A 26120-nucleotide genomic window follows, 5' to 3' on the forward strand; every position below is an offset into this window, starting at 1 on the left:
ACCCATTGACCGGTTGCACCAAGGATGTTATAATGCGAGTGTCATACTGGTATTATATATTCTGGTGTTAACCGGATAATAGTATCTCTGCAAAGCCGTTCGGTGTTGGTAGCACTGGGCGGTTTTTGCTGTTTATTAGTCTATAAAGTATAAGAAGCTATAAGTTGACCTATTCGTTCTATATCACATGAACCTGTAAATTCAAATTTTACTTTACCTGCGCCACTGAAATATACTTCTAATTCACTGTCTAAATCAAATACCCCAGATGTTTCTACGGAAAATACTTGTATTTTGGAATATGGCATCGAAGTGAAATCTTTCTTTGTGCCTGTCATTCCTTGAACATTTACAGAGATAATACGCTTATTCGTAAAAACAACATAATCGCGCATTCCTTTGTAGCATCCTATCGTCTCCTCACCAGAGATATAAAGCTTGGTAACTCCATCTGCTATAGAATTATCTACTTTTTTTAATTTTACAAAGGATCCATTTTTAAAATCAATCATACTCATTTTCCTCTTTCTTTTGTTTTTTTATTAAAACCCATGACCATGCAAATGGTAAAACTCCGCTTGTTCAAAAATATATCCTTCACCCATAAGAAATCGATGAGTACTAAAGAAATTGGAATCATATGTTGAGCATTCAGGTACCGGATCTATTTGGATTGGGATATCAGAAATATTACGTGGGAAAAACCAGTTGCAAATACTTTTATGTAAATCGCTCTTTATCCTTACATAATCAATTTTATAATCTCTTGCTATCCGGTTAGCAGCCATACATGAAACATTAAATGTATTATAGATGTCCTTTACCGATTCACAATGCAAATACTGCATGATTGGCCTGGGAGCCAATATATTACTGGAAAAGAAGTCAGCCTCTTTCTCATTTTTTGGGCATTCTCCCACATGATTAAGAACAATATGACCAACTTCATGCATCAATGAAAAACGTTGTCGTTCTTTGTGGGGAAATTCATCGTTATAAAAAATTACACCTTGAAGAGTAAAAGCGTCATTACTAACCAAAAGACACTTTCTGGCTTTAGGCCCAGGGAGTTCCGAATATTTGTATAATGGAATCCCTAAACCTTTGATAATCTTAAAGCAATCAATAGGGAAACTTTTAATATTGCATTTCTTGTACACTTCTAATGTCTTTTCAATAATTCTGCATTGCTCCAACAAAATCACCCTTTAATCATCGGACAGTAGAGTTCTTATAATGTCCTGTTTTTGTTCAAGCGTGAGTTTCTTTCCGTTCCTGGCGATAAGACTTTGGATGTCTTCATAAGTCGGCTCATGTATAGTTTTTGCTGCACCTTTTGCCATTTCATCTAACCCTTCAACAGTAATACCCAATTCTTTACAAATGGATATAACGATGTTAACACTAGCTCCACCGACACCTCTTTTTAAAATAGAATAAAGAGTACTCTCTGAAATACCACATTTTTCTGCAAAGGCTCTTTTGCTGAGTCCAGTATCATTAATCAATTTTTCTAATATTCTAGCTTTTTCCATTTTTCCACCTCACTTAATACAATAATAGTATACGCGCAATTACGCAAAAAGTAAAGCAAAATTTTCGCAAATACGCAAATGTGATCATGGATTAAAATATTCATGCAATTGCACGAATAAAGCCCTTGACAATACGTGCAATTGAGCGTATCATATAAGCAAGGTTAGCGCAGTTGCGCAGATGATTGGAGGTGAGAATATGTATAAAAACCTTCTGTTTGCAATGAATGAGAAAAAAATAACGTTCACGCAAATATCTGAACTGCTTCAATGTCAGTTAAGGACAGTCTCAGAGAGGTGCAAAGGAGTGGTAAAAACAGAGTTTACCGTTAGCGAGGCGCTACTAATGAAGAAAGTGTTTTTCCCCGAGTATGACTTCAACTGGTTGTTTGATAAAGAGAAGTTGTCAGCCTAATACAAAGAACACACGTTCGAATGCTTATAATATACCACTATCATATGGACGTGTCAATGAAAAAAGGGGAGATAAGCGGGGAGGTGAGATTTAATTCTGTGAATGCTTGGAATATAGTACCTGTGTATTTAATGACCTGCCTGTTGTGTATCATGTCATATTGGCACGGTCACAGCGAGGTAGGTTGGGGGAGAATGGGACTGCTGTATACCATCATATTGGGATTCGTTTTTGCTGTGTTTGCAGTAAAGTTGCCAATATTTCGTTGAACTCATTATATAAGGACGTAGTGTCTGGCTGGAAACAAGTACAAACCGTACCACATAGTATCAATTAAAGGGATTAAAAAGAGGTGCTTTATGAAAGTAAAGGAATACAAGTTTGATAATTGTACAATTGAAATTCATGATGACTACCTTGTCGATGAAGTGAGAAAAAAAGAGATTCTCGAAAATGCGGGGAAAATTGTATCCAGAGCATTGGAAAGACAGCTCATGGAAAAGCAAAGCGGAACCGCCTGATATGGCGGGCACGATGGACAAGGAGGAGGTGAATGGAAAATGAGCAGATTTACAAATGCAGAGCAGACAGATATCAATTTAGTTCCAGTTTTTGAGATGGACAAACAGATTATGCTTGAAAACTGGTATCCGGTATGTATTAATGATGGCCGAATTGTTGGAACAGAAGATGAAGATTGAGATGAGGTGAGGGAAGATGGCAAAGATAGAAATTCAGAGTGAAGAAGTATTACTGAAAAAACTAGATGCTCTAGGCGTTACTGATGAGGACCAGAAGAAAGAAATTACCTGTAGCCTTATCGGGCACAGTAAAATTCAGACATTTTGCTTCGGATATTTTAATTGTGCAAGATGTGGAGATCAGATGGGTGATAGCTTGGGAGGTTATTATCCCGGTGCGGCAGATGCCGTTATTGTAGGCCACAAATGTCCAACGTGTGAAGCAAATTTCAAGAAACTGACATGGCGTGATAAGGTGTTTTGCCCTGATCCATTTGCTGATGATAAGAAAGGAGAAAAATCATGAAGTCAACTGGCATCATAAGAAGAATTGACGATCTTGGGAGGATTGTTATTCCAAGGGAGATACGGCGAAACATAAGAGTGACCGAAGGTTCCCCCATGGAAATCTTAGTAACAGAAGAAGGCGTGCTTCTTAAAAAGTATTACCCGCAGACAGTCCTTTTAGATTTATTATCTACCATTGCTAAAGAAGTAGAGGAATTAAGTGCAGATCTAGGTCCGGAGAAAACTGGAGATATCAGACGATATATCAGAGATATTCAGAAGGCTCTTAAGGAGGATCTGTGATGGACAAGCGGAAAATAGCTGAGATCATTTTACAGGCTATTGATGATCACGGACCAGTTCAGGTTAACTGGAGCATGGAAAATCAATGGATTAGTGCCATTCTAAGAGGCCTTACCATGGTTGATATGGCTGAAAAAGTAGAAACCCCAGGAGCGGCTACTCCCAGGGAATCAAGGTAACTGAAAATTAATTTACACCTCTATTATACAGGGGAGAACGGAGAAAATCAAGATGGATGAATTATTAAAAGCGGTTCTTATGGAGCGGATGACGGACCGGAATAAAGAAATAAGCGAAGCACCTGCGACAATTTCTTTTGAGAAAGAACATGGAATGGACGCAACCACGAAAATCAAAATGGAGGGACATGTATCTGTTTTACTTTTTGGCTGTGAATGTTTGGTTTCAGAGACAGTTAAAAAGGCAAATGAAAATAAAATGGCACAGGCTCTTATTTTAAAACTGATGTACGAGAACATAAAAAGAGATTTAGAACTTAAATAAGGAGGATAACAGACAATATGAGTACTATACAGAATAATACTGTTACATTAATCGGAGAGATTGTTTCCGGATTTACATACAGCCATGAGGTGTTTGGTGAAGGATTCTATACAGTGGACCTTTCTGTTAAGCGTCTCAGTGAACAGGTTGACATTATTCCGCTTACGATCTCAGAACGCCTGATTGATAAAAACGAGATTTCCATGGGTGACACGATTGAGGTCATCGGACAGTTTCGCTCTTACAACCAGTCTGGACCAGAAAGAAAGAGACTTATTCTTTCGGTGTTCGTAAGAGAAGTTAATTTTTTGGAAGAGGAATTTACAGATTACACCAAGACAAATTTAATCACATTAAATGGTTTCTTGTGCAAGCCTCCGGTTTATCGAAAAACTCCATTAGGGAGAGAAATTGCAGATTTGCTTCTGGCGGTAAACCGTCCGTATGCCAAATCAGATTATATCCCTTGCATTACATGGGGGAGAAACGCAAAATACGCCTCAGGGCTTTTTGTCGGCACTCGACTGGAAATATATGGAAGAATTCAGAGCCGGGAGTACATTAAGAAACTCAGTGACACGAAAGAAATAAAGCGCACTGCTTATGAGGTTTCCGTTTCAAAGATGGAGGTACCGGAAGATGATAAAAGATAGAGCAAAAGATATTTTGATTAAAATGGGAATGCCAGCTTCGGTCAATGGGCTTGAATACATAGCTGAAGCTATGGGACTATTTGATTCCGAATTTTGTGGCATTAAAATCATGGCCTTATATGAAGAGATTGCTAAAAGGCATAACACAACCGGTACTGGCGTTGAGAGAGCTATCCGCCATGCGTTTGGAATTGTAGTAACAAAGGGGAAACTTTCATTGGTTGAAAAGTATTTATCCATTGATAATGCTACTAATTCCAATTTGTTAAATCTTCTCTATTATCGTTTGAAGCAAGAAGAAATGGAAGAAAATTCGTCTGAAATGCAGGTAGTAATGCCGGAATCCAATCCGGAGAAAGGGACGGATCCGTATCAGACTTTGGAAGATGATATGATTTTGGCTGTCCAGAAATTTATTAAGAGTTTGAGGGAGGAAAATTGAAATGCATGTAGTAAAGTTGATTAGTGCACACTGCGAAAACTTCAAGGGATTCAAAAGCTTTGATGTGCAGTTTGGGGACAAGATTACCCATATTAGAGGTGCAAACGGCCTGGGTAAGTCCAGCATTGCCGAATTGCTTATGTGGGTGCTTCATGGGGTAGGCAATGACCTGACCAGTAATCCGAAGGTGCGCCGGGAAGTTGACAAGATCCCTGTGGCAGATGTCCCGGTGGTCGGTGAAATCACTATGGAAGTTGATGGGAAAGAAATCATTGCGAAGAAAGTCCAGAAACGGACCACTAAAAAAGACGGTAGCTATTCTGATGATAATACATATTCCATCAATGGTGTGGAGAAGAACTTAAAAGATTTCATCGGATATTTTGACTTTGATTTCGACGATCTGCTCATGTGCATGAATATCGGAGCATTCCTGGCAAAGAAACCAAAGGAAATGAGAGAATTTCTCTTCAAGCTGCCGCAGGATATTTCCATTAACGACATTGTGAAAAAATATTCGGAATTTGCAGATCTGGTACCATTGCTTGAGAAGTATAACATTGATGAGATTTCTTCCATGAATAAGGCCAGTGTACTGAAATTGAATAAGGAGATAGCTGGGTATCCTGGTCGTATTGATGAAGTTAATCGTCAAATCGTAGAGGACATTGATACTGCGGAGTTGGAATTACAGAAAAATGAATTGCAGCATCAAATTTCAAATATCGAAAAGCAGGAAGAAGATTCACTTGCGCAGGCTAAACTGCATGATTCCAGGACCAAGGATATCATGGAATTACAGTTTAAACGTTCGGAAATAGAACGGACAGGCAATTCGAAACTAATGGAGCAGAAGAAAGAAATCCAAAGGCGCATTGATGCAGCAGAAATGCAGTTTAGGAAGGCTATGAATGATTCAACTATGGCTGAAATGGATAAGCAGAGGGTATTGGAGGCTATAAAGCGAAAAACGGAGCAGAAGGCCAGTTTATTAGTTGAATACACCAATGTTTCACAGAATGTTTTTCCTTCTTATACGCCACTACCTGATTTGGGTTCTGATATATTTATTTGCCCTACTTGCGGGCAGGATTTGCCAGAGTCAGTTAAGAATCAAAAGCAGGAACAGTATGAGGTAAACAGCCAGCGACACCGTCAGCAGTATGATAATGATAAAAAGGAATGGGAGCAGCGGAAATTAGATCTTTTAACTTCCATTTCTGAAAAAGGCAGAACGTTAAAAGCGGACATTGAAAATCTGGAAAGTATTGATCTTGCTGAGGTCGAAAACCGTTTAAAATCTGCAAATGAACAGAAGGTTACTGCCAATAGTGCAAAGAATAAGGCGCTGGAAGAAATGAATGCACTCCCCACTCAGATAGATTTATCAGAGAACCAGGAATATGAAGCCCTTTGCCAGGAGATTGCCAAAAAGGAAGAAGCTTTAAGGGCCGTAAATACGGGTGCCGATTATCGGGCTACGCTTCGGAACCAGAAAGCCGAAATTCAGGCCGAACTGGATTCTGTGAAAGAGAAAATTACCAGAATGGCTAAGAATGTGGAACTGGAAGAGAGGTTAACCTTCCTGCGGAATGAGCAGTTGCAGAAAGAACAGTCAAAGGCTAATTGTGAAAGAATCCTTGATTTGCTGGATCAGCTTGACCAAAAGAAAAATGAACTTTTGGTTGATTCAATTAACAGCTACTTCGGCGGTAGGGTGACATGGGATTTATTTGCCTTTGCTAAGAACGGTGGATATAAAAAAGATTATTGTGTTCCAAGGATTGACGGCTATGAGATCCATGACAATACGGCGAACCACGGCAGGAAGATTGAAGCCATGATGATTATCGCCCTGACCATTCAGAAAATCGTGGGTATTCAGTGTCCGGTTATTCTTGATGATGGGGAGAGCCTTGATCCATGGCGGCTCCCGGTATGTGACAGTCAATTAATCGTAATGAGCCGAGCTGATAACAAAGAGTTGATGGTTGAGATTAAATGATGACCAATGACAGTCAGATTCGTATATCGGAGCTCATTCATGCAATAAAAATATTAATTGCGGTGGCTAATCGTCTGACAGATGAGGATATGGTACATCTGAATAAAGTCGCTGAATTGTTGGGAAAAAGTGGAGGAAAAGCTAAGGTGAAAAAAGCACAATTTGAAAAAGCTGAACCAATCATGCAGCAGATAAAACATTTGAATGATTTAAAAAAGTCCATCAATCTGCCGCCGGAATGCTACACTGTAGAATTTAGACTTTCCTATGGGAGTGGAGTGATTGCCGACAATACTGACCTTGGTGCTTTAAGCATGAAGCGATTAATCAATGAATTTAAAAGTATCATTGATGAGCAAATTAGGAGTCTTGAAAAGGAAATGGAGGAAATCTAAATGCAGTTAATTAAAGCAAGGTACATCAAAAACGGAAAACCATCTGGCGGTACATACACTTTTCGTTCCTCTGAACCTGTAGTCCCCGGTGACAAGGTTCTTTTGCCCGGCGGCGGCCATGGGATCGTCGTTGATGGGAAAATTGACATGGAATGGGTAAATTCCTATGGTGAGGAAAATATCAAGGTTATTGATGGCAAGGAGCCAGCAGAGGAGGCACAGGAAGTATGACCAATGAGCATTTCAATGTATATTCTTCCAGAATAGCACAGGAGCATTATTGTAAAGAGTATAACTACCCTTATTTCGCTCCCGAAAGTGGTATTTGCTGGAGATGCAATCAGCAGATTTATGCTGAAGGTAAAAATCGTAGCGGAAATTTATCCAAGGGGATATCGGTTGAAAAGGCCGGGAGTGAGTTAATCACTGGCTGCCCTCATTGCAACTGGTCATATTGCGATTGACCGAGATTAAGGAGGATTTATGAAACAGAATCCTTGTAGATATTGTGCTTTGAGTTGGGAGCATAATGGCAAACATTACCCGTCTTACGAATCGCCTTGTGCTGAATGTGAAAATATCAAGAAACACAAGGATTATCTGAAATCTAAACGATTATTTATGGAAGGTGTTCCAATCACATCACTTGATGAACTTTTGAAACAAAAGTGGGTTATGTGGTATCACCAGACAAGGCACATTGAAGTCATTAAACATACGCAGTTATCAACTGTCTTGCATTGGCTTGACAGGGGAGCATTTCATAAGGCAATCAGAAAAGAAAGTGAGAAAAACAGTGAACCAGGAATTAGTTGAAAGATTCGAAAAGTTGTTATTGGAAACAAAGCGTCCGGGAATTGAAAACCTTCTTGAATTTATTCGCAAGAGTGATTTTTATACGGCTCCGGCCAGTACCAGATTCCATGGAGCGTATGAGGGCGGTTTGTTGGAACACAGCATTAATGTTCTTGAATGCTTAGCAGAGAAGAAAGCAAGCTACAATGCTATTTGGCACAAAATATTAGTAAATGTACAGAGTGAAAGTATTGTAATCTCTTCTTTACTCCATGACCTTTGCAAAACATATTTCTACACCACGGAAATGCGGAACAAAAAAGATGAATCCGGTGCTTGGGTGTCGGTTCCCTTTTATACAGTGAATGACCTCATACCCTACGGGCATGGCGAGAAGAGTGTCATGATGATTGAGGAATACATAAAACTGTTACCGGCTGAAAGATATGCCATTCGTTGGCACATGGGTTCATATGAGCCAAAAGAACTTTGGAATACCCTGGGGACAGCCATGGAGAAGTATCCTCTGGTCCTGGCATTGCATGAAGCGGATATGGAAGCAACTTATTTATTGGAAAAGGAGAAATAGATATGGCAAAACAGGAAGTGATGGCAACAGGAACACAGCAGGCAGCTCTTATTGTAAATAATCCATTTATTGACGGTTTAAGTGCGCAGCTAAAACAGAAGCAGGAATACGGGCTTACATTCCCGGCAGATTATAATCCAACAAATGCTTTAATGGGAGCGTATCTCATTTTAAAGGAGACGAAGGATAGAAACGGTAAATATGTTCTGGAAACATGCTCTCAGGCCAGCATTGCTAATGCACTCATGGATATGGTGACAATGGGCCTGTCAATGCAGAAACGGCAGTGTTATCCAATAGCCTACGGCGGGAAGTTGCAGTGTCAGGTATCCTATCATGGACATAAAGCCATGGCTCACAGATATGGTGCCAAAGATATTAATGCAGAGGTTATCTATGAAGGAGATACGTTCAAATACCATATTGAAAATGGTCGAAAGATTCTTGATGAGCATACACAGGATTTTGAGAATATCGATCTGACCAAAATCAAAGGTGCCTATTGCATAGTTGTCCTTGATGACGGCAGTACATACATGGAAGTGATGAATATTAATCAGATTAAGACAGCATGGAAGAAAGGTTATGGCTATAAGGAAAACAGCGGAACCCATGCGGAATTTACTGACATGATGGTTAAGAAAACAGTTACTTCCAGGGCTTGCAAGCAGATTGTACAGCAATATGGTGATGTGTTTACCATTGAAGCAGCTGATAAGGCAGAAGATATTGATTCTGTAGATGTAGTGGCAGAAGATGTTGCCCATGATGTCCAGAGTTACGCAAATGCTCAGGAGTTTCCAATGCCAGAGGAGCAGGAGCCGGTTGAACAGGAAGAATCACCTGCAGGTGAAGAAGTTCCAGATCAACAGGCAGGATCCAAACCGGAGCCAGCACCGGCAGCTCAGCCGCAGAAGCCTGATTGGGCATAGGAGGGTGTCATGAGGATTGTTTCGCAGAATGGTAAATATGACGCTCCGTATGAGCAGTGTATCATATCCGTTAGAGGTGGCATGATAACAGCTGAAATTCCTTCAACTAATAGCAGTACATGTTCATTCCTCATGGGAGAATATTCTTCCCCGGAAAAGGTTCAGAAAGCCATGGAGATGTTACATAGGGAGTATATCGGCATAATGCCAAGCCTGATTATTTCAGATTGTGGTTTCTCCCAAACGGACTTAGAGGATTTAAAACAATCCATGGTTGGCGGTCAGATTATGGTGCCAAGTCAAGGTGATGGGCGCGTTGAATATCATATGCTGCCCCAGATATTCCGCTTCCCGGCAGATGAGGAAATTGAGGTGGAGGAATGAGCGAAGCACAAAAAATAATTGACAACTTAGATGGAGAAGTACTTTGCAAGTATTGTACATTTAGTCTGGATTGCTCGGGTGGTGTAAAAGGTGGCCCAGATGGCCCAATCTTTCCGCCGTGTGCAGATGGGTTAGATGAATGTTATTTTGACTTAGATTCTTATCTTGAAGATTTAGAGAAGGAGGCTGAGATGGAGTAATGAAGAAAGAAGATTTCCATAAAGGCCAAACAGTGTATCTGCTACTTTTGTGCAATGCCGCCAGGGGTAAGCATGGTGAGGAACTTATAATGGAAGCCACTGTTACCGGAATCGGGAACAAGTATATCACTGTTTCTCCTGGTTATTATTCGAGAAATGTTCGATTTGAGATAGAGGATAATTTCAAAGAACATTCAAATTACTCACCGGAGCATAAATTGTTTCTTTCAAGAGAGGAAATTGTAAATCGTCTTGAAAAAGAAGAATTACTTGCTTGGTTTCGGGATTCCTTTAAAAGTATCTTTTCGAAAAGAGTTTTTAGCTTGGTTGCACTTCGGGAAGCAAAGCAAATTTTAGAGAAAAGCGAGGTGGAAGAATGATATCAGCCGAGGAAAAAGAACAGTTAAAAGCCGAAATTATGGCAGAGGTCAAGGAAGAATTAAAAGGTACTTTAATCAGAGAAGATACTCAATCCGTTTTGGCAGAGGTCCGGCATAAGTGGTTTGGAAACTCTGGATATACCGGGAAAATGACCGAGGTATTTGATATATATACAGTTTGGAAGATATAGGAATGTGTAAGAAAAATCACCTGCCTTGTGTGTGGCGAAAACTATGTTCGCAGATTGTCCGGGAAAGAAGAAGTGGCAAACAGTGTAGCTGAATGTATCTGCCAGACTATCTATAATGCAAGAAAATGGTCATTAGCCCAAAATGAAAAGGTCGATTGATATGGTATTAAAAGTAATCGGCAGTTCCAGTAAAGGAAACGGATATGCCCTCAATAAAAGGAAGTGATTTAATGACTGAGGAATGGAAATGGATAAGCGGATTTGAAGGACGCTATTCTATTTCTAATATGGGAAGATTAAAAAGTTACTGTTCTGATAAATATGGGAAAATCATTTCACTAAAGAATCAGCATGGTTGGTATTTTACTGTAAATCTTCTGGATCAAGGTGGGAAGCGACATACGAAGCGGATTCATGTAATGGTTGCTGAAGTTTTTATTGGAGAAATACCCAAAGGATACCATGTTCACCATAAAGATGGAAACAAGCAAAACAATATGGTTTCTAACTTAGAAATAATTCACCCAATGAAACATTATAAAGAAACCTTAAAAGAACACCCACAAATTGTTACTGGTATTAATTACTACAATCAATATGAAAAGCCAAAAGAAGTTTTAATGTATGATAAACAGGGAAATTACTTGGCTTGTTTCCCTAATTCCATCATAGCTGAAAAAATCACTGGAGTGTGTCAAAGAAACATTCTACAAGTAGCAAGCGGTGAGGAATATAAGCCAGGGAGAACTAGAAAATCTGCCGGAGGCTATGTTTGGAAATATAAAGTAGAGAGGCAGGTGATGTAATGTTCTTGAAATGTATCTCCTCTGGTTCAAAAGGAAACGCATATGCCTTGCAGGGTAAAGATGAAACTCTCCTGTTAGAATGCGGAAAACCTTTCATTGAAGTTAAAAAAGCCATTGATTGGCAAATTCTAAAGATTAAGGGTTGCTTACTATCTCATGAACATGGTTAGGCGACCACTCTAATAATACTAAAGATTTTCTAAAAGCCGGAATCCCGGTATATACCAACGATGAAACAAAACGAGCCGTGGGAGAAGTCCCCGGAGCACAGTTTTACAACGTGCTAGAGTTTAAAGCGGTTCATATTGGAGGATTCAAAGTTATTCCTTTCTTTGTTCCACATAACGGAACACCGAACTTTGGATATCTAATTGAACATAAGGAAATGGGAAGATTGCTATTTGCCACAGATTATGAATACATTCCGTACAACTTTAAAAAACAGCAGATTCAGCACTTTCTTATTGAAGCAAATTATCAGGTGCAGTTCATTGATAAGGAGATCCCGAACTACGAACATAAGCTCCTGGGACACGCTTCCCTTGAAACCTGTATTGGAGCAATTAAAGCGAACCAGTCACCAAACCTTAGAACCGTCATAATGTGCCATCTGGGAGCCGGTTCGAGTGCTGGTAAGTATTTTATCAATGAAATGCAGAAAGAGACTGGCCGCAACGTTAATGTGGATTGTGCGGTACCTGGGCTTGTTGTGGAAGTAAATAAAGATCCATTTTGATGAAAGGAGTTTCATGAAAGACGTTGCGAGAGTAATTGTTACATACGATTGTCCCCGGAATTGTCCAAATTGCTGTAATGAGCATATAGGCGATGTACCGGAGGTCAATTTTAAGGATTTATTGAAATATAAGGAGCTGGTCATTACTGGCGGCGAACCAATGGAAATTGCCCCTCAAGTAGTGGAAATGATTCACCGTCTCTGGGCAAACGGATATAAGGGTAAGATTTGGCTTTATACGTCCTGCATTAAGACGGCGAGATGGGCAGATAGAGCGGTTTTGCGGCAGGTGAATGGAATTACATATACCTTACATCATAAACCGTCACAGAAAGATTTGAGTGATGTCCGTAAGCTAAACAAATTTCTTCTGGATAATCTTGATAACCGGAAGCATAACCGTTCTGACCGTCTATTGATTGACAGCCGGTGCTATACCGAGGAAGTTCTAAGCATTATCGGTTTATATGATACCGGCACAAAGCATTGGTCAAGCATTAAATCTTTGGTATGGAAAGACGATGAATGTCCGCTGCCTGATAACGAGGAGTTGATATATTACGATTTGGAAAAGGAGTAGAAGATGGATACTTTTGAGCAAAAAATAATTAGTGTTCTCAATGAAAAGTTGAATGATGGAACAGTTGAAAAAATCATTGAGGAAAAGTTAAAGAAAGGCATTTCAGAAGCGCTTGACGGTTTGTTTGGCTATCGTGGGGTAGCTAAAGAGGTCATTGAAGCCAAAGTAAAAGAAGTAATGCTGCCAGTAATTGAACAGCATGATTTTAACCAGTATGTTGTGAAACTGGATTCCTGTCTTACTGAAATTGTAAGCAGTACAGACCTGATAGATAACAAGAAAATGTTGGAAAATTTCCAGTCTATCATGAAAGAACCGGAATACAAGGAAATCAAGCTCTCAGATATCTTTGAACGGTACTGTAAGCATGTATCAGAGAATGTGGATACAAGCGACTTAGAAGCGGACTGTGAGGACGGAGAGCCATATTATCAGAACGTAACAGCAAACATGGTAGTAGAACATGAGGATAAAGGATGGTTTAAATCCAGCTTTGATGATTGCTTTGTGAAATTCTCTTGCGATGAAGATGAAGATTTAAACTGCCAAGTCAAACTCTACAAAGATAGTAATGAGGATAAATGGGGCATTTTAAAATGTTCTGATTCCATTGAAATCAATTCATTGAGAAATGTCAGTGACTTCGAAATATTCCTCTCTGTTTTGAAAAGAGGATTCATTAAAATCATTCTGGATACGGAAAGTGAATGTGCGGATGATATTGAACCGGAAGAGAAGCCGGAATTTACATTGAGTTAATTCATATGGGCGAAATCCCATTCAAAACTATAAGACGTTTTTAACCCGGGTTGAAATAAATGTAACTTATTAATCGAGCCAATGGAGGAAAATATCATGGCAAAAGTAAAGTTGGAAGAACTGGCAGATGGCGGTTTGCAGGAACTGTATACAGTAGCACAAGAAAAGGTGTTACAGAATATGCAGGATCCCAATACTCCTTATAAAAACAAAAGAGCTATTACCATTAAGCTGACTTTTGAACAGAATGAGGACAGAGATGATACTCAAGTAAACATTTCTGTTGAAACAAAGCTGGCTCCTGTTAAGCCTATCGTTACCAGAATGGCAATCGGTAAGGATTTAAAGACCGGTAAGGTTTTCGCGCAGGAGTACGGCGGGCAGCTACGAGGTCAGATGTCTCTGGAAGATTACCAGACACCGCAGGGAGATTTAAAGGTTGATGGAAAGATTGTTGATCCTGAAACCGGAGAAATCAAAGAAGAATCAGATGGCAAAGTAGTTGATTTGAGAGCGGCCAAGCAGGCTTAAGGAGGATATGAATTATGGATATGTCAAAAGAAGCATTACAATATGTGGTTGGATTAAAAGAAGCAAAGCTCCTGGATATTTACGGAGATAAATATACCGATAAGGAGATTTATCGTGTTGACAATAATCTTCGTGCGGCTGCCATTGAGATGAATACTCTTACCAGTTTGGTAGACTATGCCAAGTCATTTACTGTTGAGATGTCAGATCAAATGTTGGTGCAGGTGGTGTCCCCTACGGAAGTCAAATTGATTTCCTGCCTTGATTCAGATCGGAAACGTGAATGTCTTGTAAGTGTGAAAGCCATGATTCCGGAATTTGGGTACGGAAGATATATGGATCATGAAAGTTTCATCATTGCTTTACAGTCAAAATTCATTGAGAACAAAGACCGTGAGTTGCTGTTACGATTTGCCGGTACTGTGAAAGATGAATCTATTGCTCAATACGGGGACGACGGAGTTACTCAAAAAGCTACAATAAAAACAGGAATAACTTCTGTCGGCGAAGCAATTGTTCCGAATCCGGTTAACCTGAAACCGTTCCGTACCTTCGTTGAAGTGGATCAGCCCGAGAGCGCCTTTATATTCCGTATGCGTCAAAATAATGGTGTAGAATGTGCCATCTTTGAAGCTGATGGCGGCGCTTGGAAGAATGAAGCCATGAGAAATATCAAAAAATATCTTGGCTTTGCTCTGGAAGAATTACCTCATTTTACAGTGATTTCATAACATCATTACCGCCGGTTCAGTAATGGGCCGGCGGAGAAAGAAGGACATAGTATGAACAGAGTGATTTTATGCGGAAGACTGACCCGTGACCCGGAAGTGAGATATTCCCAGGGTGAACGTGCTATGGCAATAGCAAGATATACTCTTGCCGTTGATCGTAGGGGGAGCAAGCGACAGGAAGGACAGCCAACAGCAGATTTCATTAACTGTATAGCCTTTGACAAAGGCGGAGAGTTTACAGAGAAATATTTTCGCCAGGGAATGAGGGTGCTTGTTTCTGGCAGAATCCAGACTGGCAGTTATACAAATAAGGACGGCGTAAAGGTCTATACAACAGATATCATTGTTGATGAGCAGGAGTTTGCTGACAGCAAGAATGCTTCTTCAGGGGATTCCGGTGGCGGTAATCAGGCCACAAGCAGACCTGAGCCGTCCAACTCCATTGGAGAAGGATTCATGAACATTCCTGATGGCGTTGAAGACGAAGGCTTGCCTTTTAACTAATAGGGGGTGCCACATGTGAAAAAGAAAAACGAACCAAAGCCTTCCGAAGTAATAAAAGATTTCCTGGATTATCTGGCTGACTGCCAGAAAGAATATCAGGCAGCCTGTACGGAAATGTTCGCAGAAGATAAAAAACATCAGGACTTTGTCCATGCTATTGAGTTTGAAAATAACGCTAAAGAGCGGAGTAAAATAGCCACTCAATTCAATATCAGCCGGAACAGGCGCAGAGCGGCGAAAGACAGATCTCTTAAGCTTGAGCGGATTGCAAAGTTCTACTCTGACAAGGCAAATAAAACCTTCATTGACAAATTGCGTAGCATGGTTAGGGATCAGAAAGAAGAAGAGAAATGGCTTGAAAGTGAGCGAACCTATTATCCCAGAGGAGGTGATTCCATTTGCTGATTTTGGAAGATACCAGACAGCAGGAAAAGAAGCATGAGACTAAGCATGAGTACTTCCGACGTGTTGGAATTCATTATAATCGAACAGCTTTATATTGCGGGGATTATACTCTCCCGGCTAATCAGAGTGTTTGTATAGACACCAAAAAAGATATTCATGAGCTTATCGGTGATATCCAGGTTAAGCAAATGCCAAAAAAAGAAGTGAAAGATAAAGTGTATGAAATCTGTGAAAATAAGCGAATTTCTTTTGATCTTGCTAATGATGTATATCATGCGATTTGTGATGATGACACAGATCGATTTGCAGAAAAAGATATTAATGAGGTTTGCTGCAAATATGCCATACCTGAGGGCATCATAGTCTTATTTCAGGCTCTTTATGTTAAGCGACACGGATTCTTTCACCGGGGGCTTAAAAGGGCGCAGAATAGTGGAATACGGCTTTACATTTTGGTTGAGAATGAAGACAAGGTTACTTCCTTAGATGATTTATTTCATTGGCATAATCCCAGGCTTGATAAGTTGGTTAACAGTAATCAGATGTTGGGTTTTTGGAAAAATGGTAAGCCCATATATAAGAAGGTCAGGAAATATCCTTATGCGGCTACCGGAGAATGGTTAGAAAAGGCTTGTCTGACTATGGAATTAAAATATGGTTGTAAGTTTCTTTTCTGCAAACCGGAAGATTCCGGGGCTAAGATTTTAGAACTTTTAGGAGTGAATGAATATGCAGAAAAGACCTCCTAAGTGCTGTTATCCAGATTGCTTTAATTGCCCTTATATTGATTGCAGATATGATCGCCTGGAAACAAAAGATTTCTCTGAGTCTAATAGCCGAGATTACGAACATTTTGAAGCGTGGAATGGTAAAAAATTGCACAGAAATGCTGGAAAGGAATACTATAGTGGCCGTCAAACGGCGGCCCAAAGAACAAGCAGAAAATATGTTGATCGGCATGAGTATAACCAATCTTATTATAAGTTGTATCGGCAAGAAATTCTGGATAAAAGACGGGCTGAGTATGATACGGATAAAAATACAAAAAAGTGTCGGAAATATGTAAAATCGCATTCCAGCGAAAGAAAACAGTATCAAAGTGATTATTATCAAAGAAACGCTGAAAGGAAACTGGAATATGCGCGGTTAAGATATCATCAAAAGAAATCTCAAAAGCAAGTGGAAATTGACGGGAGGGTGTAAATATGACACATAGTTTTGACTCTGAGATAGCAGGAGAATATGGGATTTTAGAAGCAGTTCTCCTCAATCATATTTTTTATTGGATTGAAAAGAATCGTGCAAATGAACAAAACTTTTTTGATGGTACTTATTGGACGTATAACAGCACAAGGGCATTTAATGAATTATTCTCTTATGTATCTGAACGGCAGATAAAGAATGCGCTGAAACATTTACGAGAAGAGGAAGTTATCATTACCGGAAATTATAATGAGAATGCCTATGATCGTACTTTGTGGTATGCATTGTCCCAAAAGGGATTATCCATTGTGCAAAAACGTCCAATGGAAGAGACAAAAACGTCCAATGGAAAGGGCGATAATGTCCGACCTATACCAGATATAAAACCAGATAATAAACCAAATAAAGAACCAGATAATAATACAGTATCTAACGATACTGTTCGTAGCACTGACGTGCAACGCGTCATTGGGGCTTGGAACTCTTTGCCAGCAGTGAAGCATGTAACAAGATTGGTTTCGGAATCACAACGCTGTGAATGGTTAAAAGTTCGGATCAGGGATTATGGAATTGATGATGTTCTAAAGGCCATCGAAAACATTCGATATAGCCCGTTCCTCCTTGGGCAAAGCAAGGGAGGCTGGGTCATTACCTTTGATTGGTTTATCCGGCCAAACAACTTTCCAAAAGTGCTTGATGGTAATTATCTTGAAAACAAGCCAGAAGATCCGGAACCTGTAGATGATGGTGGAGAGGTATGGCAGTAGGACAGAAAGTATTCAAACCTGATGAAATCCGAAAAACAATCAACGTACTAAAGCCAGAGGGTGAATTGTTTGAGGTCCGTTGTCTGGAGGCAAATGGCCGGAAAGTATACAGCGGATACTTTAAATCTCAGGAATCCTTGATTGACCAGCTTTGTAGGCTGAATTCTACAGACAGCAATATTTACATAACCCTGGGAAAGGTAAAAGAAGATTGTTATTCACGGGAGCAGCGAGAAAAGTTCGTCATGAATGCTAAGAATACAACGAATGACAATGATGTTGTGGGGTATAAATGGCTTTTCATAGATGTTGATCCTCAACGGCCGGCCGGTGTATCTAGTTCGGACGAGCAGTTACAGGTGGCAAAGGAACGTGGCAATAAGATTTATGTGTTCATGAGGAATCTTGGATTCAATGATCCGGTAACGGCATTGAGCGGTAACGGTATTCACCTGCTTTATCGGATACAGATTGCCAATAACGAGGAAAACAAGGCTTTGGTTAAAAAGTGCTTAGCGGCGCTGGATATGTTTTTCAGTGATGATGAACTGAAAATTGATACCACAAACTTTAATCCTTCCCGTATTTGTAAATTGTATGGGACCATGGCCCGTAAGGGTAGTAACACGGAGCAGAATCCCCACAGGCTAAGCCATCTGCTTTCAGAGGGGAGCAGGGAGCCAACAGATAGGATATACCTGGAAAAGCTAGCTTCAATGATTCCAGAGAAGCAGGAAAAGCCTCAGAAGTATAACAATTACAATCCCAGGGAGTTTGATTTAGAGGAGTGGCTACAACGGTATAATATCCGATACAGAAAAGCCAGCTATAGTGACGGGACTAAATTCATTCTGGACGAATGTCCTTTTGACAGCAACCATAAAGGGAAAGATGCTTGCATTTTTCAGACTCGGTCCGGAGCCATTGGATTTCATTGCTTTCACAATTCGTGTTCGGATAAGACATGGCAGGACGTGAGAAAACTATTTGAGCCAGATGCTTATGAGAAGCGGCAGCAGGAGTATGAACGGAAGATCTATTCAAGGCTGCCAGTTCAGCAAAGGCCAGTTCAGAGTATAGTTCCGGTTCTAGGGAATCCGGTTTTCTTCACAGCGAGGAATATTCTGGATTTGCAGGTACCAGAGGAACGGTTTGTTAAAAGCGGAATTGCTGACATTGACAAGAAGCTTAGGGGATTGAAGAAAAGCTATGTTACAGTTATGTCTGGTTTGAGAGCCTCCGGCAAATCTAGTGTCATATCTGAAATGGCATTGGATGCTGTAGAATCTGGAAATAATGTCGGTATCTTTTCTGGGGAGCTGGCTCCTAAGAATTTCATGAGGTGGATGGACCTGCAGGCAGCCGGAAAAGGGTATACGGAGCCTACGCAGTTTGAAGGATATTACAACGTCTCCAGGAAATATAAAGAGCAAATTGCAGAATGGCTAGGGCAGCATTTCTACCTGTACAACAACGATTACGGCAATGATTACCGGGCGGTGGCAGAACAATTTGAGAAGGCCATTGAGGAAAAGAAACTGGACTTACTGATTTTAGATAATCTAATGGCATTCAATATCCTTTGCTTATCAGATAACAAATTTGAAGCACAGACGGCCTTCATTCTGGATATGCAGCGGATTGCTAAAAAACATAATGTTCATGTGCTATTCGTGGCACACCCAAGAAAAGCAATGGGATTCCTGCGATTAGATGATATTTCCGGAACTGCGGATCTGGGGAATGCCGTTGACAATGCTTTAATAGTCCACCGGGTAAACAATGATTTTAAGAGACTTGGCAAGCAGATGTTCGGGTGGAAAGATGATAACCCATTATTCAACGCAACCAACGTAATAGAAATCGCAAAGGATCGTGATGGTGGTACACAGGATCATTTTGTACCACTGCATTATGAGCAGGAGACCAAGCGACTGAAGAATTATCCGGCCGAAAATAAAATCTATGGCTGGAATAAATCAGATGATGGGTTCCTGAATGTGGAGCAGGGCGAGATTCCCTTCGATTGAGAGGAGAAAGGGTGATTTGAATACTTACGTAATTACTTTGTCAGGATATGATATGCCGGCAACTGCTTACGGTGAAACACCGGGAAAAGCTAAGTATAATTTTTTCTTAGAAATGGGAGATTTTTTTGACAGTTTTGCAGAGTTTTTACGATTTGTAAAAAGTATAAGACTGGTCCATAAATTCAGACCATGTGATTTGTTTGGTGACGTTGAACAATTTGAGCAAATGAAAGAATACCGTAATATCACGTTTGCGTTCATGGGAATGAAGGTGATTTTGAAATCCAAAAGCAGAGGAAATATTAAAGGAACCATTGTTGGTTCAAATGACAGTATGAACCTGGATATATGTTTTGATGGAACCTGTCACAAAGAGAATTGTCACCCACATTATGAATTGATTTATTTAGATAATAGTGGAAACATTATAGCCGAATTTTAATCGAGAATTAAAAATCAGGATAGAGAGGAGTAAAGGTATGACAGAATATTTAGCGGAAAGAACCCTTGCAAATATGAGATTTGGCTTGTCCATAACAAAGCCGGGAATAAATGCTGTGAAAGAGAAGATGGCCCTTGAAATGGCTATAAGTGCTTTGCAAAAACAGATTCAGGCTCAGCCAGTAAATGATGGTGCATTCGGGAAATGCCCGGATTGCGGGAAGAAGATTCAAAATTGTTAAATTAATATTTTAAGGAGGAACGCATATGGAAGCTGATGAAAAGGTTGTTATAACAAAAGAACAATTAAGAGTATTGAGAGACGGCCTGTGTGTGTGGAATACAATTGTACTAAACAGTTTAACCGAGAGAGGGCGAACAAAATTGTACGATGCGCAGGACCTAGTGGAAAGGCTGTGGAACAACAAATAGTAGGGAGGAGTGTAAAATGCTTTTCTATGAATATTTTAAAAGTTGGTTCGAAGCATACAAAGCCGGAACGGTGGCAGAAGTGACATTGTCAAAGTACCGGATGACATATATGCGGCTGAAAGAACTGGCGCCTACACTGGATTTAAAAGTAATAGGGCGCAGGGAGTATCAGCAATTAATAAATGACTATGCGCTTACGCATGAAAAGCAGACAGTCATGGACTTTCATCGTCAGCTGAAAGCGTGTCTCCTGGACGCTTACGACGAAAAGTTAATAGAGCGGGACCCTACGCGGAAAGTAGCAATCCGGGGGAAAATGCCGGCAGAAAAGAAAATGAAATATCTCAACAGAGATGAACTGGAAAAACTGCTGAATGTGTTGCCGCTTCATCCTGATCGGGTCGGATTCGATTGGCTTATATTGCTTCTGGCTAAAACGGGACTAAGGTTTGCGGAGGGGTTAGCATTAACGCCGAATGATTTTGACTTTGCCAATAAAAAGATAAGGGTAAACAAAACCTGGAATTATAAATCTGCAAATGGAAGATTCATGCCTACCAAAAATCAATCCTCTGTAAGGGAGGTAACAATAGATTGCGGTTTGGCAGAACAGTTTGAGCAGTTGATCAAAGGATTTCCGGCAGATGAACCGTTTTTCTTTGATAAGGCAGACCGGATATTTAATTCTACCTTGAATAATTATCTGGAAAGATATTGCAGAGAGGCAGGCGTGCCGGTGATATCCGCACATTGTTTAAGACATACACACGCTTCCGTCCTGCTTGCTGCCGGTGTGTCAATTCCGAGCGTTTCTAAAAGATTAGGACATTCGAACGTCACTACAACGCAGGATACATATATCCACATCATACGGGAGCTGGAGGAAAAAGATAAGAATAAAGCAATGGACTGCATGTCCAGTTTGTGCGGATAGGAGGTGGCGGAATGTCGCGTGATGTTTGGGGGACTTATGTTTCTCCTGATGATTACATAAATGCCGCAAAATCGGGAATATGCAGGCAGACGGTTAATTCCAGGATTGCAATGGGGTGGAAAGCAAAAGATGCCATTTCTGCCCCTGTAATGGCAACGAGTGAAGAATACAAGATATATAAGCAATTAGCAGAAAAGAATGGGATTGGTGCAAATACCTACAAGCGGAGAACACAAAGAGGCTGGACGCTGGAGGCCGCAGCAGTTACACCACTGGTCAGCAGAGCGGAAAGCATTGAAAGAACCAGAAAGACGAGGCAAAGGGTAATCCCCAAAGACTTGGTAATTCAAGCAGAAAGTAACGGGATATGTTACCACACTCTATACAGCCGCCTGCAGATGGGGATTCCAGCGGATCAGGCTGCAACAAAACCAGTGGTTACTGCCAAAGACCACCCATGGAGGAAAGCCGAAACTGATAGAATAAACTTAATAATGCAAAAGCAATGCTAATAAATAAAGAAAATTGGGATATCCGGCTGAGCCGGAGGAAGGGGGAACATGGAAAATAATAAAGTTACTGTCCGTTGGTGGGATGGTTATATGGAGGATTTTGAAGCTACAGAGGTGAGATTTGGGAGTGATTTATTATTCCTTCGCTTGACAGATGGAAAGAACAGACAAATACCGTTACGTGGTGTAAGGTGGTTCGGAATGAGCCAGGAAAGTCACCAAAACTGAAATTTGATTTATAAAAAGAAAGGAGCCGGAACCTTTCCGGAAAACAGGCGCGCCGGGTTCCTTTCGAAAAAATGGATTATTTAAAGTTTTTGAAATCCAAGATTGAGATTGCAACAGATACGGGTTTTACAGTAGATCGTAGCAGTATCAACAAGGCATTGAAATTTCATCAGAGTGACGCAGTTGCATGGGCTCTGAAGGGCGGTTGTCGGGCATTATTTGAAAGTTTCGGATTGGGAAAAACTGTTCAGGAAATAGAATTCTGTTATCAGGTTATAAGAAAGTTTGGCGGCAAAGCCCTTATTGTTTGTCCATTAGGTGTTAAGCAAGAATTCATAAGGGATGCTCAAAATATTCTCGGTTATGAAAAGCCAGTATATGTTAGGACTATGAAAGAAGTTGAAGCTGCAGGTGCCGGTATTCTGATTACAAATTATGAACGTGTTCGTGATGGAGATATTGATCCAAGCTACTTTACGGCAACGTCTCTTGATGAAGCCAGCGTCCTCCGGAGCTTTGGAAGTAAGACTTATCAAACCTTTTTGGACAAGTTCAAAGAGGTTCCGTATAAATTGGTAGCCACGGCTACGCCTAGCCCGAACAAATACAAAGAACTGATACACTACGCAGGATATTTGGGAGTTATGGATACCGGGCAGGCTTTGACAAGGTTCTTTCAGCGGGATTCTACAAAGGCCAATAATTTAACCCTATACCCGAACATGGAAGATGAGTTCTGGTTATGGGTGAGCAGCTGGGCATTATTTATTACAAAGCCTTCTGATGTAAATCCAGATTATTCAGATGCTGGATATATTCTTCCACCTTTAGATGTAAGGTGGCATGAACTTCCTATAAATTACGGAGACACAGCAGATAGAGATGGCCAGTTCCAGTTATTTAACGAAGCGGCGGCCGGCCTGAAAGAAGCAGCGCAGGTAAAGCGTGAGAGTATTGATGTTAGAACGGAGAAGATGAAAGAGATTCTTGAATCTGATCCGGAGGCTCATTTTATTATATGGCATGACCTGGAAGCGGAGAGACTTGCAATTAAGAAAGCGGTACCTGGAGTTGTTGATATTTATGGTTCCCAGGATTATGAAACCAGGGAACAAAGGGTTATAGACTTTTCAGAGGGCAGTTGCCAGTATTTCGCAACAAAAAAAGAGTTATCAGGATCTGGTTGCAATTTCCAGAAACATTGTCACAGAGAAATATTTCTGGGGATCGATTATGAATTTAATGACTTTATCCAGGCTATTCACAGATGTTTCCGTTTCCTCCAGGATAAGTCGGTAATTATTGATATTATCTACATGGAAAATGAGAGAGAAATAAAAGACGTATTGCTGGAAAAGTGGAAGAATCACAATCACATGGTTGAAAAAATGATTGAGATTGTGAGAAAGTATGGATTGTCAGCAGCAGGGAAAGAAAAACGCTTGGAGCGGAAGATGGGAGTTGAAACAGTGAAGGTCAAAGGGAAGAAGTATACGGCAGTTTACGATGATTGCGTAGAAGAAACAAGGCGTATGGAAAGTAACAGTGTTGGCCTGATTCATACATCAATACCTTTCGGAAACCATTACGAATATTCGGCCAATTATAATGATTTCGGGCATAATCAAGATACAGAAAGATTCTTTGAGCAGATGGATTTCCTTACACCGGAACTTTTTAGAATGCTGCAACCTGGACGAGTGGCCGCTATTCATGTTAAGGACCGTGTGCTTTTCGGAAATGCAACAGGGACCGGAATGCCAACTGTAGAGCCGTTTCATTCACTTTGTATTAGCCATTATATGAAACATGGCTTTCAGTATTTTGGCATGATTACGATTGTTACAGACGTGGTGAGGGAAAACAATCAAACATACCGGCTTGGGTGGACCGAGCAATGCAAAGACGGTTCTAAAATGGGAGCAGGTTGTCCAGAATATATTTTACTCTTTAGAAAACTACCTACTGACAGATCAACAGCTTATGCAGATGTCCCTGTTCATAAGACCAAAGAAGAATATACCAGGGCGCAATGGCAGATAGACGCTCACGGATTTTGGAGATCTTCAGGTGACCGCCTTATTAGAAAAGAGGAATTAGAAAATGTTTCAGTAAAGAATCTTCAGGCTATTTATCGAAAATATAGCAGGGACCATGTTTATGATTATAAAGAGCATGTAGAGCTGGCTAAGAAACTTGATACGGAAGGTAAACTCCCAGCTACATTTATGGTGGTTGCGCCGGGAAGCTGGACATGGGAAGTATGGGACGATATTAACCGTATGCGCACCTTAAATACTACACAGAGCCGGAGAAGAGCACAGCTCCATGTATGCCCTTTACAGCTGGATATTGCAGAACGAATTATTAACAGATATTCCAACGAAGGCGACCTTGTAGCGGATCCGTTTGCGGGCCTTATGACGGTTCCTATGACTGCTATTAAAATGGGTCGGAGAGGATATGGAATCGAATTAAATCCGGATTATTTCAGAGATGGCGTTGGATACCTGCAGGCGGCAGAGGACAATATAGATACACCTACATTGTTTGACTTTATGCCAGAAATAATTAGTTAAAATATTATCCAATATTGAATAATATCCGTATGTGAAGTATAATAAATCAAAATGATGAAGGAGTATGAAAGGAGACAGAAATTTGAAGAATTGGGTTAAATGGGTGAACGTAGCAGCTGTAGTTTCTATTGGAATTTGTATTACTAAGAATCTTAATTGCTTATGGGCGTTTTTCATTCCGGTTTTCTGTGAATAACGGAGGTATACCGGCTATGAGATATAACTTACATATGTTTTTACGAAAGACAATAATGCGGTGGACCAGGAAGAACTGCGGTACCTGCAAGCATTATGACGGAAGATTTGGTGATGAGACCTGCTTTACCTGTGAGCGGAGTATAAAGGCGGTGGGATATGAACGAAGGTGAACTTAGGAAATACTGGTCCGCTTATACGGACGCTTGGAAACTTATGAAGAATCGTCAGATGGTAAGACCGGAGCATGTAGCACAAATGATAAAGAAGCATGAGAATCCTGTCATGAGTAGGCTGTTCTGCCTGGTGGTCTGGCAAGAAATAAAAAGGATTAAAGCTGGGGGCACTTCTCTTCTGGATAAGCAGTACGAAGAATGCCTTACCGGAGCATGGAAACTGTTTAAGAAGTACAGCGAACCGAATGATACAGATGAATACTGGAATGGTCTTGTTGACATGATTGGAGCCATGTCCAAAGAATATAGCAATTGTAGTTTTATAAGCAATCTCCTGGTCCATGTTACGCTGGAAGAACTTGAGCGGATTTGGAGAGCCAGTAAGAAAGTAGGTGAAAAATGAAATTACAGGCCACAGAACATAGTTATTATTGTAGCGAAAGCAATCATTATGTCGGCAATCAGCATGGTGAAAATTTCGGAAGATGCGAATATGATACGTGGGCAGATTTTCAAGAAGAATGGCTTGATTCAGACGGCGTAAGCATTGATATTGACTACAATCTATGTTTTCGCTTTGATATTGAGCAGAAACACAATCCAGATACAGATGAGCCGATAGCTGAATTTGAGCTTTGGTTATTCTTTATGCTACAAAGAAAAGGGATTTATCGCCCGGTATGGATTAAGCATATTGATGAAAAGGACATGCCTGGAATAAAAGGCTTTTTGGAAAAACAATGGCACTACATACAGTACCAATGGAACGAGTTGATTGAAAAATAATGAAAGGAACCGTTCCCCGGCCGGGAGAGTGTAC

The 26120-nt window shown here is 40.5% G+C and carries 43 protein-coding genes; 40 read left to right on the top strand and 3 right to left on the bottom strand.

Annotated elements, in window-relative coordinates; translation table 11 throughout:
- Window positions 1-140: 140 nt before the first annotated feature.
- Genes K401_RS0121800 through K401_RS0121810 form a run of 3 tightly spaced genes read right to left on the bottom strand, consistent with a single transcriptional unit; the run spans window position 141 to window position 1535 of the window.
- Complete coding sequence (locus tag K401_RS0121800) at window positions 141-512, bottom strand: PH domain-containing protein (RefSeq protein WP_024294943.1); 372 nt, start codon at window positions 510-512, stop codon at window positions 141-143.
- Window positions 513-542: 30 nt separating this feature from the next.
- Window positions 543-1196, bottom strand: coding sequence for an ImmA/IrrE family metallo-endopeptidase (locus K401_RS32010; RefSeq protein WP_024294944.1), 654 nt, complete (start codon window positions 1194-1196; stop codon window positions 543-545).
- A gap of 12 nt (window positions 1197-1208) precedes the next feature.
- The gene (locus K401_RS0121810) at window positions 1209-1535 is read right to left on the bottom strand and encodes a helix-turn-helix domain-containing protein (RefSeq protein ID WP_024294945.1); all 327 of its coding nucleotides are present in this window, start codon (window positions 1533-1535) and stop codon (window positions 1209-1211) included.
- 774 nt (window positions 1536-2309) lie between these two features.
- Here K401_RS0121810 and K401_RS33270 point away from each other — a divergent pair.
- From K401_RS33270 to K401_RS0122025, 40 genes are all read left to right on the top strand, one after another.
- Window positions 2310-2471 carry a hypothetical protein gene (locus K401_RS33270; RefSeq protein ID WP_166435290.1) on the top strand — a complete coding sequence of 54 codons (162 nt, stop codon included), beginning with the start codon at window positions 2310-2312 and terminating at the stop codon, window positions 2469-2471.
- Between the two features lie 39 nt (window positions 2472-2510).
- The gene (locus K401_RS32995; RefSeq protein WP_156945299.1) at window positions 2511-2651 is read left to right on the top strand and encodes a hypothetical protein; all 141 of its coding nucleotides are present in this window, start codon (window positions 2511-2513) and stop codon (window positions 2649-2651) included.
- A 16-nt stretch (window positions 2652-2667) separates the two neighbouring features.
- Window positions 2668-2997, top strand: coding sequence for a hypothetical protein (locus K401_RS0121835; RefSeq protein ID WP_024294948.1), 330 nt, complete (start codon window positions 2668-2670; stop codon window positions 2995-2997).
- Window positions 2994-3281, top strand: coding sequence for an AbrB/MazE/SpoVT family DNA-binding domain-containing protein (locus K401_RS34255; RefSeq protein ID WP_024294949.1), 288 nt, complete (start codon window positions 2994-2996; stop codon window positions 3279-3281). The genes K401_RS0121835 and K401_RS34255 overlap by 4 nt, the downstream gene beginning before the upstream one ends.
- A complete protein-coding gene (locus tag K401_RS0121845; RefSeq protein WP_024294950.1) occupies window positions 3281-3460 on the top strand; it encodes a hypothetical protein in 180 nt (59 codons plus the stop codon). Before K401_RS34255 ends, K401_RS0121845 begins: the two co-directional genes overlap by 1 nt.
- A 52-nt stretch (window positions 3461-3512) precedes the next feature.
- Window positions 3513-3785 carry a hypothetical protein gene (locus tag K401_RS0121850; protein ID WP_024294951.1) on the top strand — a complete coding sequence of 91 codons (273 nt, stop codon included), beginning with the start codon at window positions 3513-3515 and terminating at the stop codon, window positions 3783-3785.
- A 17-nt stretch (window positions 3786-3802) separates the two neighbouring features.
- Complete coding sequence (locus tag K401_RS0121855; RefSeq protein ID WP_330363167.1) at window positions 3803-4438, top strand: single-stranded DNA-binding protein; 636 nt, start codon at window positions 3803-3805, stop codon at window positions 4436-4438.
- Complete coding sequence (locus K401_RS0121860) at window positions 4425-4880, top strand: sporulation initiation factor Spo0A C-terminal domain-containing protein (protein WP_051464072.1); 456 nt, start codon at window positions 4425-4427, stop codon at window positions 4878-4880. Before K401_RS0121855 ends, K401_RS0121860 begins: the two co-directional genes overlap by 14 nt.
- Before the next feature lies 1 nt (window position 4881).
- Window positions 4882-6885, top strand: a complete 2004-nt coding sequence (locus K401_RS0121865) for an AAA family ATPase (RefSeq protein WP_024294954.1) — start codon at window positions 4882-4884, stop codon at window positions 6883-6885.
- Entirely contained in the window at window positions 6882-7280 is a 399-nt protein-coding gene (locus K401_RS0121870) for a hypothetical protein (RefSeq protein ID WP_024294955.1), read from the top strand. Before K401_RS0121865 ends, K401_RS0121870 begins: the two co-directional genes overlap by 4 nt.
- On the top strand, window positions 7281-7511 hold the full coding sequence (locus tag K401_RS0121875; RefSeq protein ID WP_024294956.1) for a hypothetical protein: 231 nt from the start codon (window positions 7281-7283) through the stop codon (window positions 7509-7511).
- 252 nt (window positions 7512-7763) lie between these two features.
- Window positions 7764-8096, top strand: a complete 333-nt coding sequence (locus tag K401_RS0121885; protein WP_024294958.1) for a hypothetical protein — start codon at window positions 7764-7766, stop codon at window positions 8094-8096.
- Window positions 8077-8664, top strand: a complete 588-nt coding sequence (locus K401_RS0121890) for an HD domain-containing protein (RefSeq protein ID WP_024294959.1) — start codon at window positions 8077-8079, stop codon at window positions 8662-8664. Before K401_RS0121885 ends, K401_RS0121890 begins: the two co-directional genes overlap by 20 nt.
- Window positions 8665-8666: 2 nt before the next feature.
- Window positions 8667-9596, top strand: coding sequence for a recombinase RecT (locus K401_RS0121895; protein ID WP_024294960.1), 930 nt, complete (start codon window positions 8667-8669; stop codon window positions 9594-9596).
- Window positions 9597-9605: 9 nt separating this feature from the next.
- Window positions 9606-9980, top strand: coding sequence for a hypothetical protein (locus tag K401_RS0121900; protein ID WP_024294961.1), 375 nt, complete (start codon window positions 9606-9608; stop codon window positions 9978-9980).
- Window positions 9977-10180 (top strand): hypothetical protein, encoded by a 204-nt coding sequence (locus K401_RS0121905; RefSeq protein ID WP_024294962.1) that lies wholly within the window; start codon window positions 9977-9979, stop codon window positions 10178-10180. Before K401_RS0121900 ends, K401_RS0121905 begins: the two co-directional genes overlap by 4 nt.
- Window positions 10180-10560: a beta barrel domain-containing protein gene (locus K401_RS0121910; RefSeq protein WP_024294963.1), complete on the top strand. Its 381-nt coding sequence runs from the start codon at window positions 10180-10182 to the stop codon at window positions 10558-10560. Before K401_RS0121905 ends, K401_RS0121910 begins: the two co-directional genes overlap by 1 nt.
- Window positions 10557-10751: a hypothetical protein gene (locus K401_RS0121915; protein WP_024294964.1), complete on the top strand. Its 195-nt coding sequence runs from the start codon at window positions 10557-10559 to the stop codon at window positions 10749-10751. The genes K401_RS0121910 and K401_RS0121915 overlap by 4 nt, the downstream gene beginning before the upstream one ends.
- Window positions 10752-10981: 230 nt before the next feature.
- Window positions 10982-11557: an NUMOD4 motif-containing HNH endonuclease gene (locus tag K401_RS32015; RefSeq protein ID WP_024294965.1), complete on the top strand. Its 576-nt coding sequence runs from the start codon at window positions 10982-10984 to the stop codon at window positions 11555-11557.
- A gap of 280 nt (window positions 11558-11837) precedes the next feature.
- On the top strand, window positions 11838-12293 hold the full coding sequence (locus K401_RS32020) for an MBL fold metallo-hydrolase (protein WP_051464074.1): 456 nt from the start codon (window positions 11838-11840) through the stop codon (window positions 12291-12293).
- Between the two features lie 13 nt (window positions 12294-12306).
- Window positions 12307-12873 carry a 4Fe-4S cluster-binding domain-containing protein gene (locus tag K401_RS0121930; RefSeq protein WP_024294966.1) on the top strand — a complete coding sequence of 189 codons (567 nt, stop codon included), beginning with the start codon at window positions 12307-12309 and terminating at the stop codon, window positions 12871-12873.
- A 3-nt stretch (window positions 12874-12876) separates the two neighbouring features.
- Window positions 12877-13632, top strand: coding sequence for a hypothetical protein (locus K401_RS0121935; RefSeq protein WP_024294967.1), 756 nt, complete (start codon window positions 12877-12879; stop codon window positions 13630-13632).
- A gap of 96 nt (window positions 13633-13728) precedes the next feature.
- Window positions 13729-14163: a hypothetical protein gene (locus K401_RS0121940; RefSeq protein ID WP_024294968.1), complete on the top strand. Its 435-nt coding sequence runs from the start codon at window positions 13729-13731 to the stop codon at window positions 14161-14163.
- Window positions 14164-14177: 14 nt separating this feature from the next.
- Window positions 14178-14894, top strand: a complete 717-nt coding sequence (locus K401_RS0121945) for a hypothetical protein (protein WP_034620161.1) — start codon at window positions 14178-14180, stop codon at window positions 14892-14894.
- Window positions 14895-14945: 51 nt separating this feature from the next.
- Window positions 14946-15398, top strand: coding sequence for a single-stranded DNA-binding protein (locus tag K401_RS0121950; RefSeq protein WP_024294970.1), 453 nt, complete (start codon window positions 14946-14948; stop codon window positions 15396-15398).
- A 15-nt stretch (window positions 15399-15413) separates the two neighbouring features.
- Window positions 15414-15803, top strand: a complete 390-nt coding sequence (locus tag K401_RS0121955) for a hypothetical protein (RefSeq protein WP_024294971.1) — start codon at window positions 15414-15416, stop codon at window positions 15801-15803.
- Entirely contained in the window at window positions 15797-16552 is a 756-nt protein-coding gene (locus tag K401_RS32025) for a hypothetical protein (RefSeq protein ID WP_024294972.1), read from the top strand. The genes K401_RS0121955 and K401_RS32025 overlap by 7 nt, the downstream gene beginning before the upstream one ends.
- Window positions 16533-17006: a hypothetical protein gene (locus K401_RS0121965; protein ID WP_024294973.1), complete on the top strand. Its 474-nt coding sequence runs from the start codon at window positions 16533-16535 to the stop codon at window positions 17004-17006. Before K401_RS32025 ends, K401_RS0121965 begins: the two co-directional genes overlap by 20 nt.
- A gap of 2 nt (window positions 17007-17008) precedes the next feature.
- A complete protein-coding gene (locus K401_RS32030; RefSeq protein WP_024294974.1) occupies window positions 17009-17773 on the top strand; it encodes a hypothetical protein in 765 nt (254 codons plus the stop codon).
- Window positions 17764-19803: an AAA family ATPase gene (locus K401_RS0121975; RefSeq protein ID WP_024294975.1), complete on the top strand. Its 2040-nt coding sequence runs from the start codon at window positions 17764-17766 to the stop codon at window positions 19801-19803. Before K401_RS32030 ends, K401_RS0121975 begins: the two co-directional genes overlap by 10 nt.
- A 16-nt stretch (window positions 19804-19819) precedes the next feature.
- Window positions 19820-20245 (top strand): hypothetical protein, encoded by a 426-nt coding sequence (locus tag K401_RS0121980; RefSeq protein ID WP_024294976.1) that lies wholly within the window; start codon window positions 19820-19822, stop codon window positions 20243-20245.
- A 37-nt stretch (window positions 20246-20282) separates the two neighbouring features.
- Window positions 20283-20486 carry a hypothetical protein gene (locus tag K401_RS0121985; protein ID WP_024294977.1) on the top strand — a complete coding sequence of 68 codons (204 nt, stop codon included), beginning with the start codon at window positions 20283-20285 and terminating at the stop codon, window positions 20484-20486.
- Window positions 20487-20511: 25 nt separating this feature from the next.
- Window positions 20512-20676 (top strand): hypothetical protein, encoded by a 165-nt coding sequence (locus K401_RS33000; protein WP_156945300.1) that lies wholly within the window; start codon window positions 20512-20514, stop codon window positions 20674-20676.
- A gap of 16 nt (window positions 20677-20692) precedes the next feature.
- Window positions 20693-21610: a site-specific integrase gene (locus tag K401_RS0121995; RefSeq protein WP_024294978.1), complete on the top strand. Its 918-nt coding sequence runs from the start codon at window positions 20693-20695 to the stop codon at window positions 21608-21610.
- 11 nt (window positions 21611-21621) lie between these two features.
- Window positions 21622-22122, top strand: coding sequence for a hypothetical protein (locus K401_RS0122000; protein ID WP_024294979.1), 501 nt, complete (start codon window positions 21622-21624; stop codon window positions 22120-22122).
- Between the two features lie 48 nt (window positions 22123-22170).
- On the top strand, window positions 22171-22350 hold the full coding sequence (locus K401_RS0122005; protein WP_024294980.1) for a hypothetical protein: 180 nt from the start codon (window positions 22171-22173) through the stop codon (window positions 22348-22350).
- A 71-nt stretch (window positions 22351-22421) separates the two neighbouring features.
- A complete protein-coding gene (locus tag K401_RS0122010; RefSeq protein ID WP_024294981.1) occupies window positions 22422-24929 on the top strand; it encodes a DNA methyltransferase in 2508 nt (835 codons plus the stop codon).
- A gap of 212 nt (window positions 24930-25141) precedes the next feature.
- Complete coding sequence (locus K401_RS33005; protein WP_156945301.1) at window positions 25142-25297, top strand: hypothetical protein; 156 nt, start codon at window positions 25142-25144, stop codon at window positions 25295-25297.
- Window positions 25284-25703, top strand: coding sequence for a hypothetical protein (locus K401_RS0122020; protein ID WP_024294982.1), 420 nt, complete (start codon window positions 25284-25286; stop codon window positions 25701-25703). Before K401_RS33005 ends, K401_RS0122020 begins: the two co-directional genes overlap by 14 nt.
- Window positions 25700-26086, top strand: a complete 387-nt coding sequence (locus K401_RS0122025; protein ID WP_024294983.1) for a hypothetical protein — start codon at window positions 25700-25702, stop codon at window positions 26084-26086. Before K401_RS0122020 ends, K401_RS0122025 begins: the two co-directional genes overlap by 4 nt.
- Window positions 26087-26120 lie beyond the last annotated feature (34 nt).

Origin of the sequence: Lacrimispora indolis DSM 755 (assembly GCF_000526995.1) — a bacterium.
GTDB classification, from domain to species: Bacteria; Bacillota; Clostridia; order Lachnospirales; family Lachnospiraceae; genus Lacrimispora; species Lacrimispora indolis.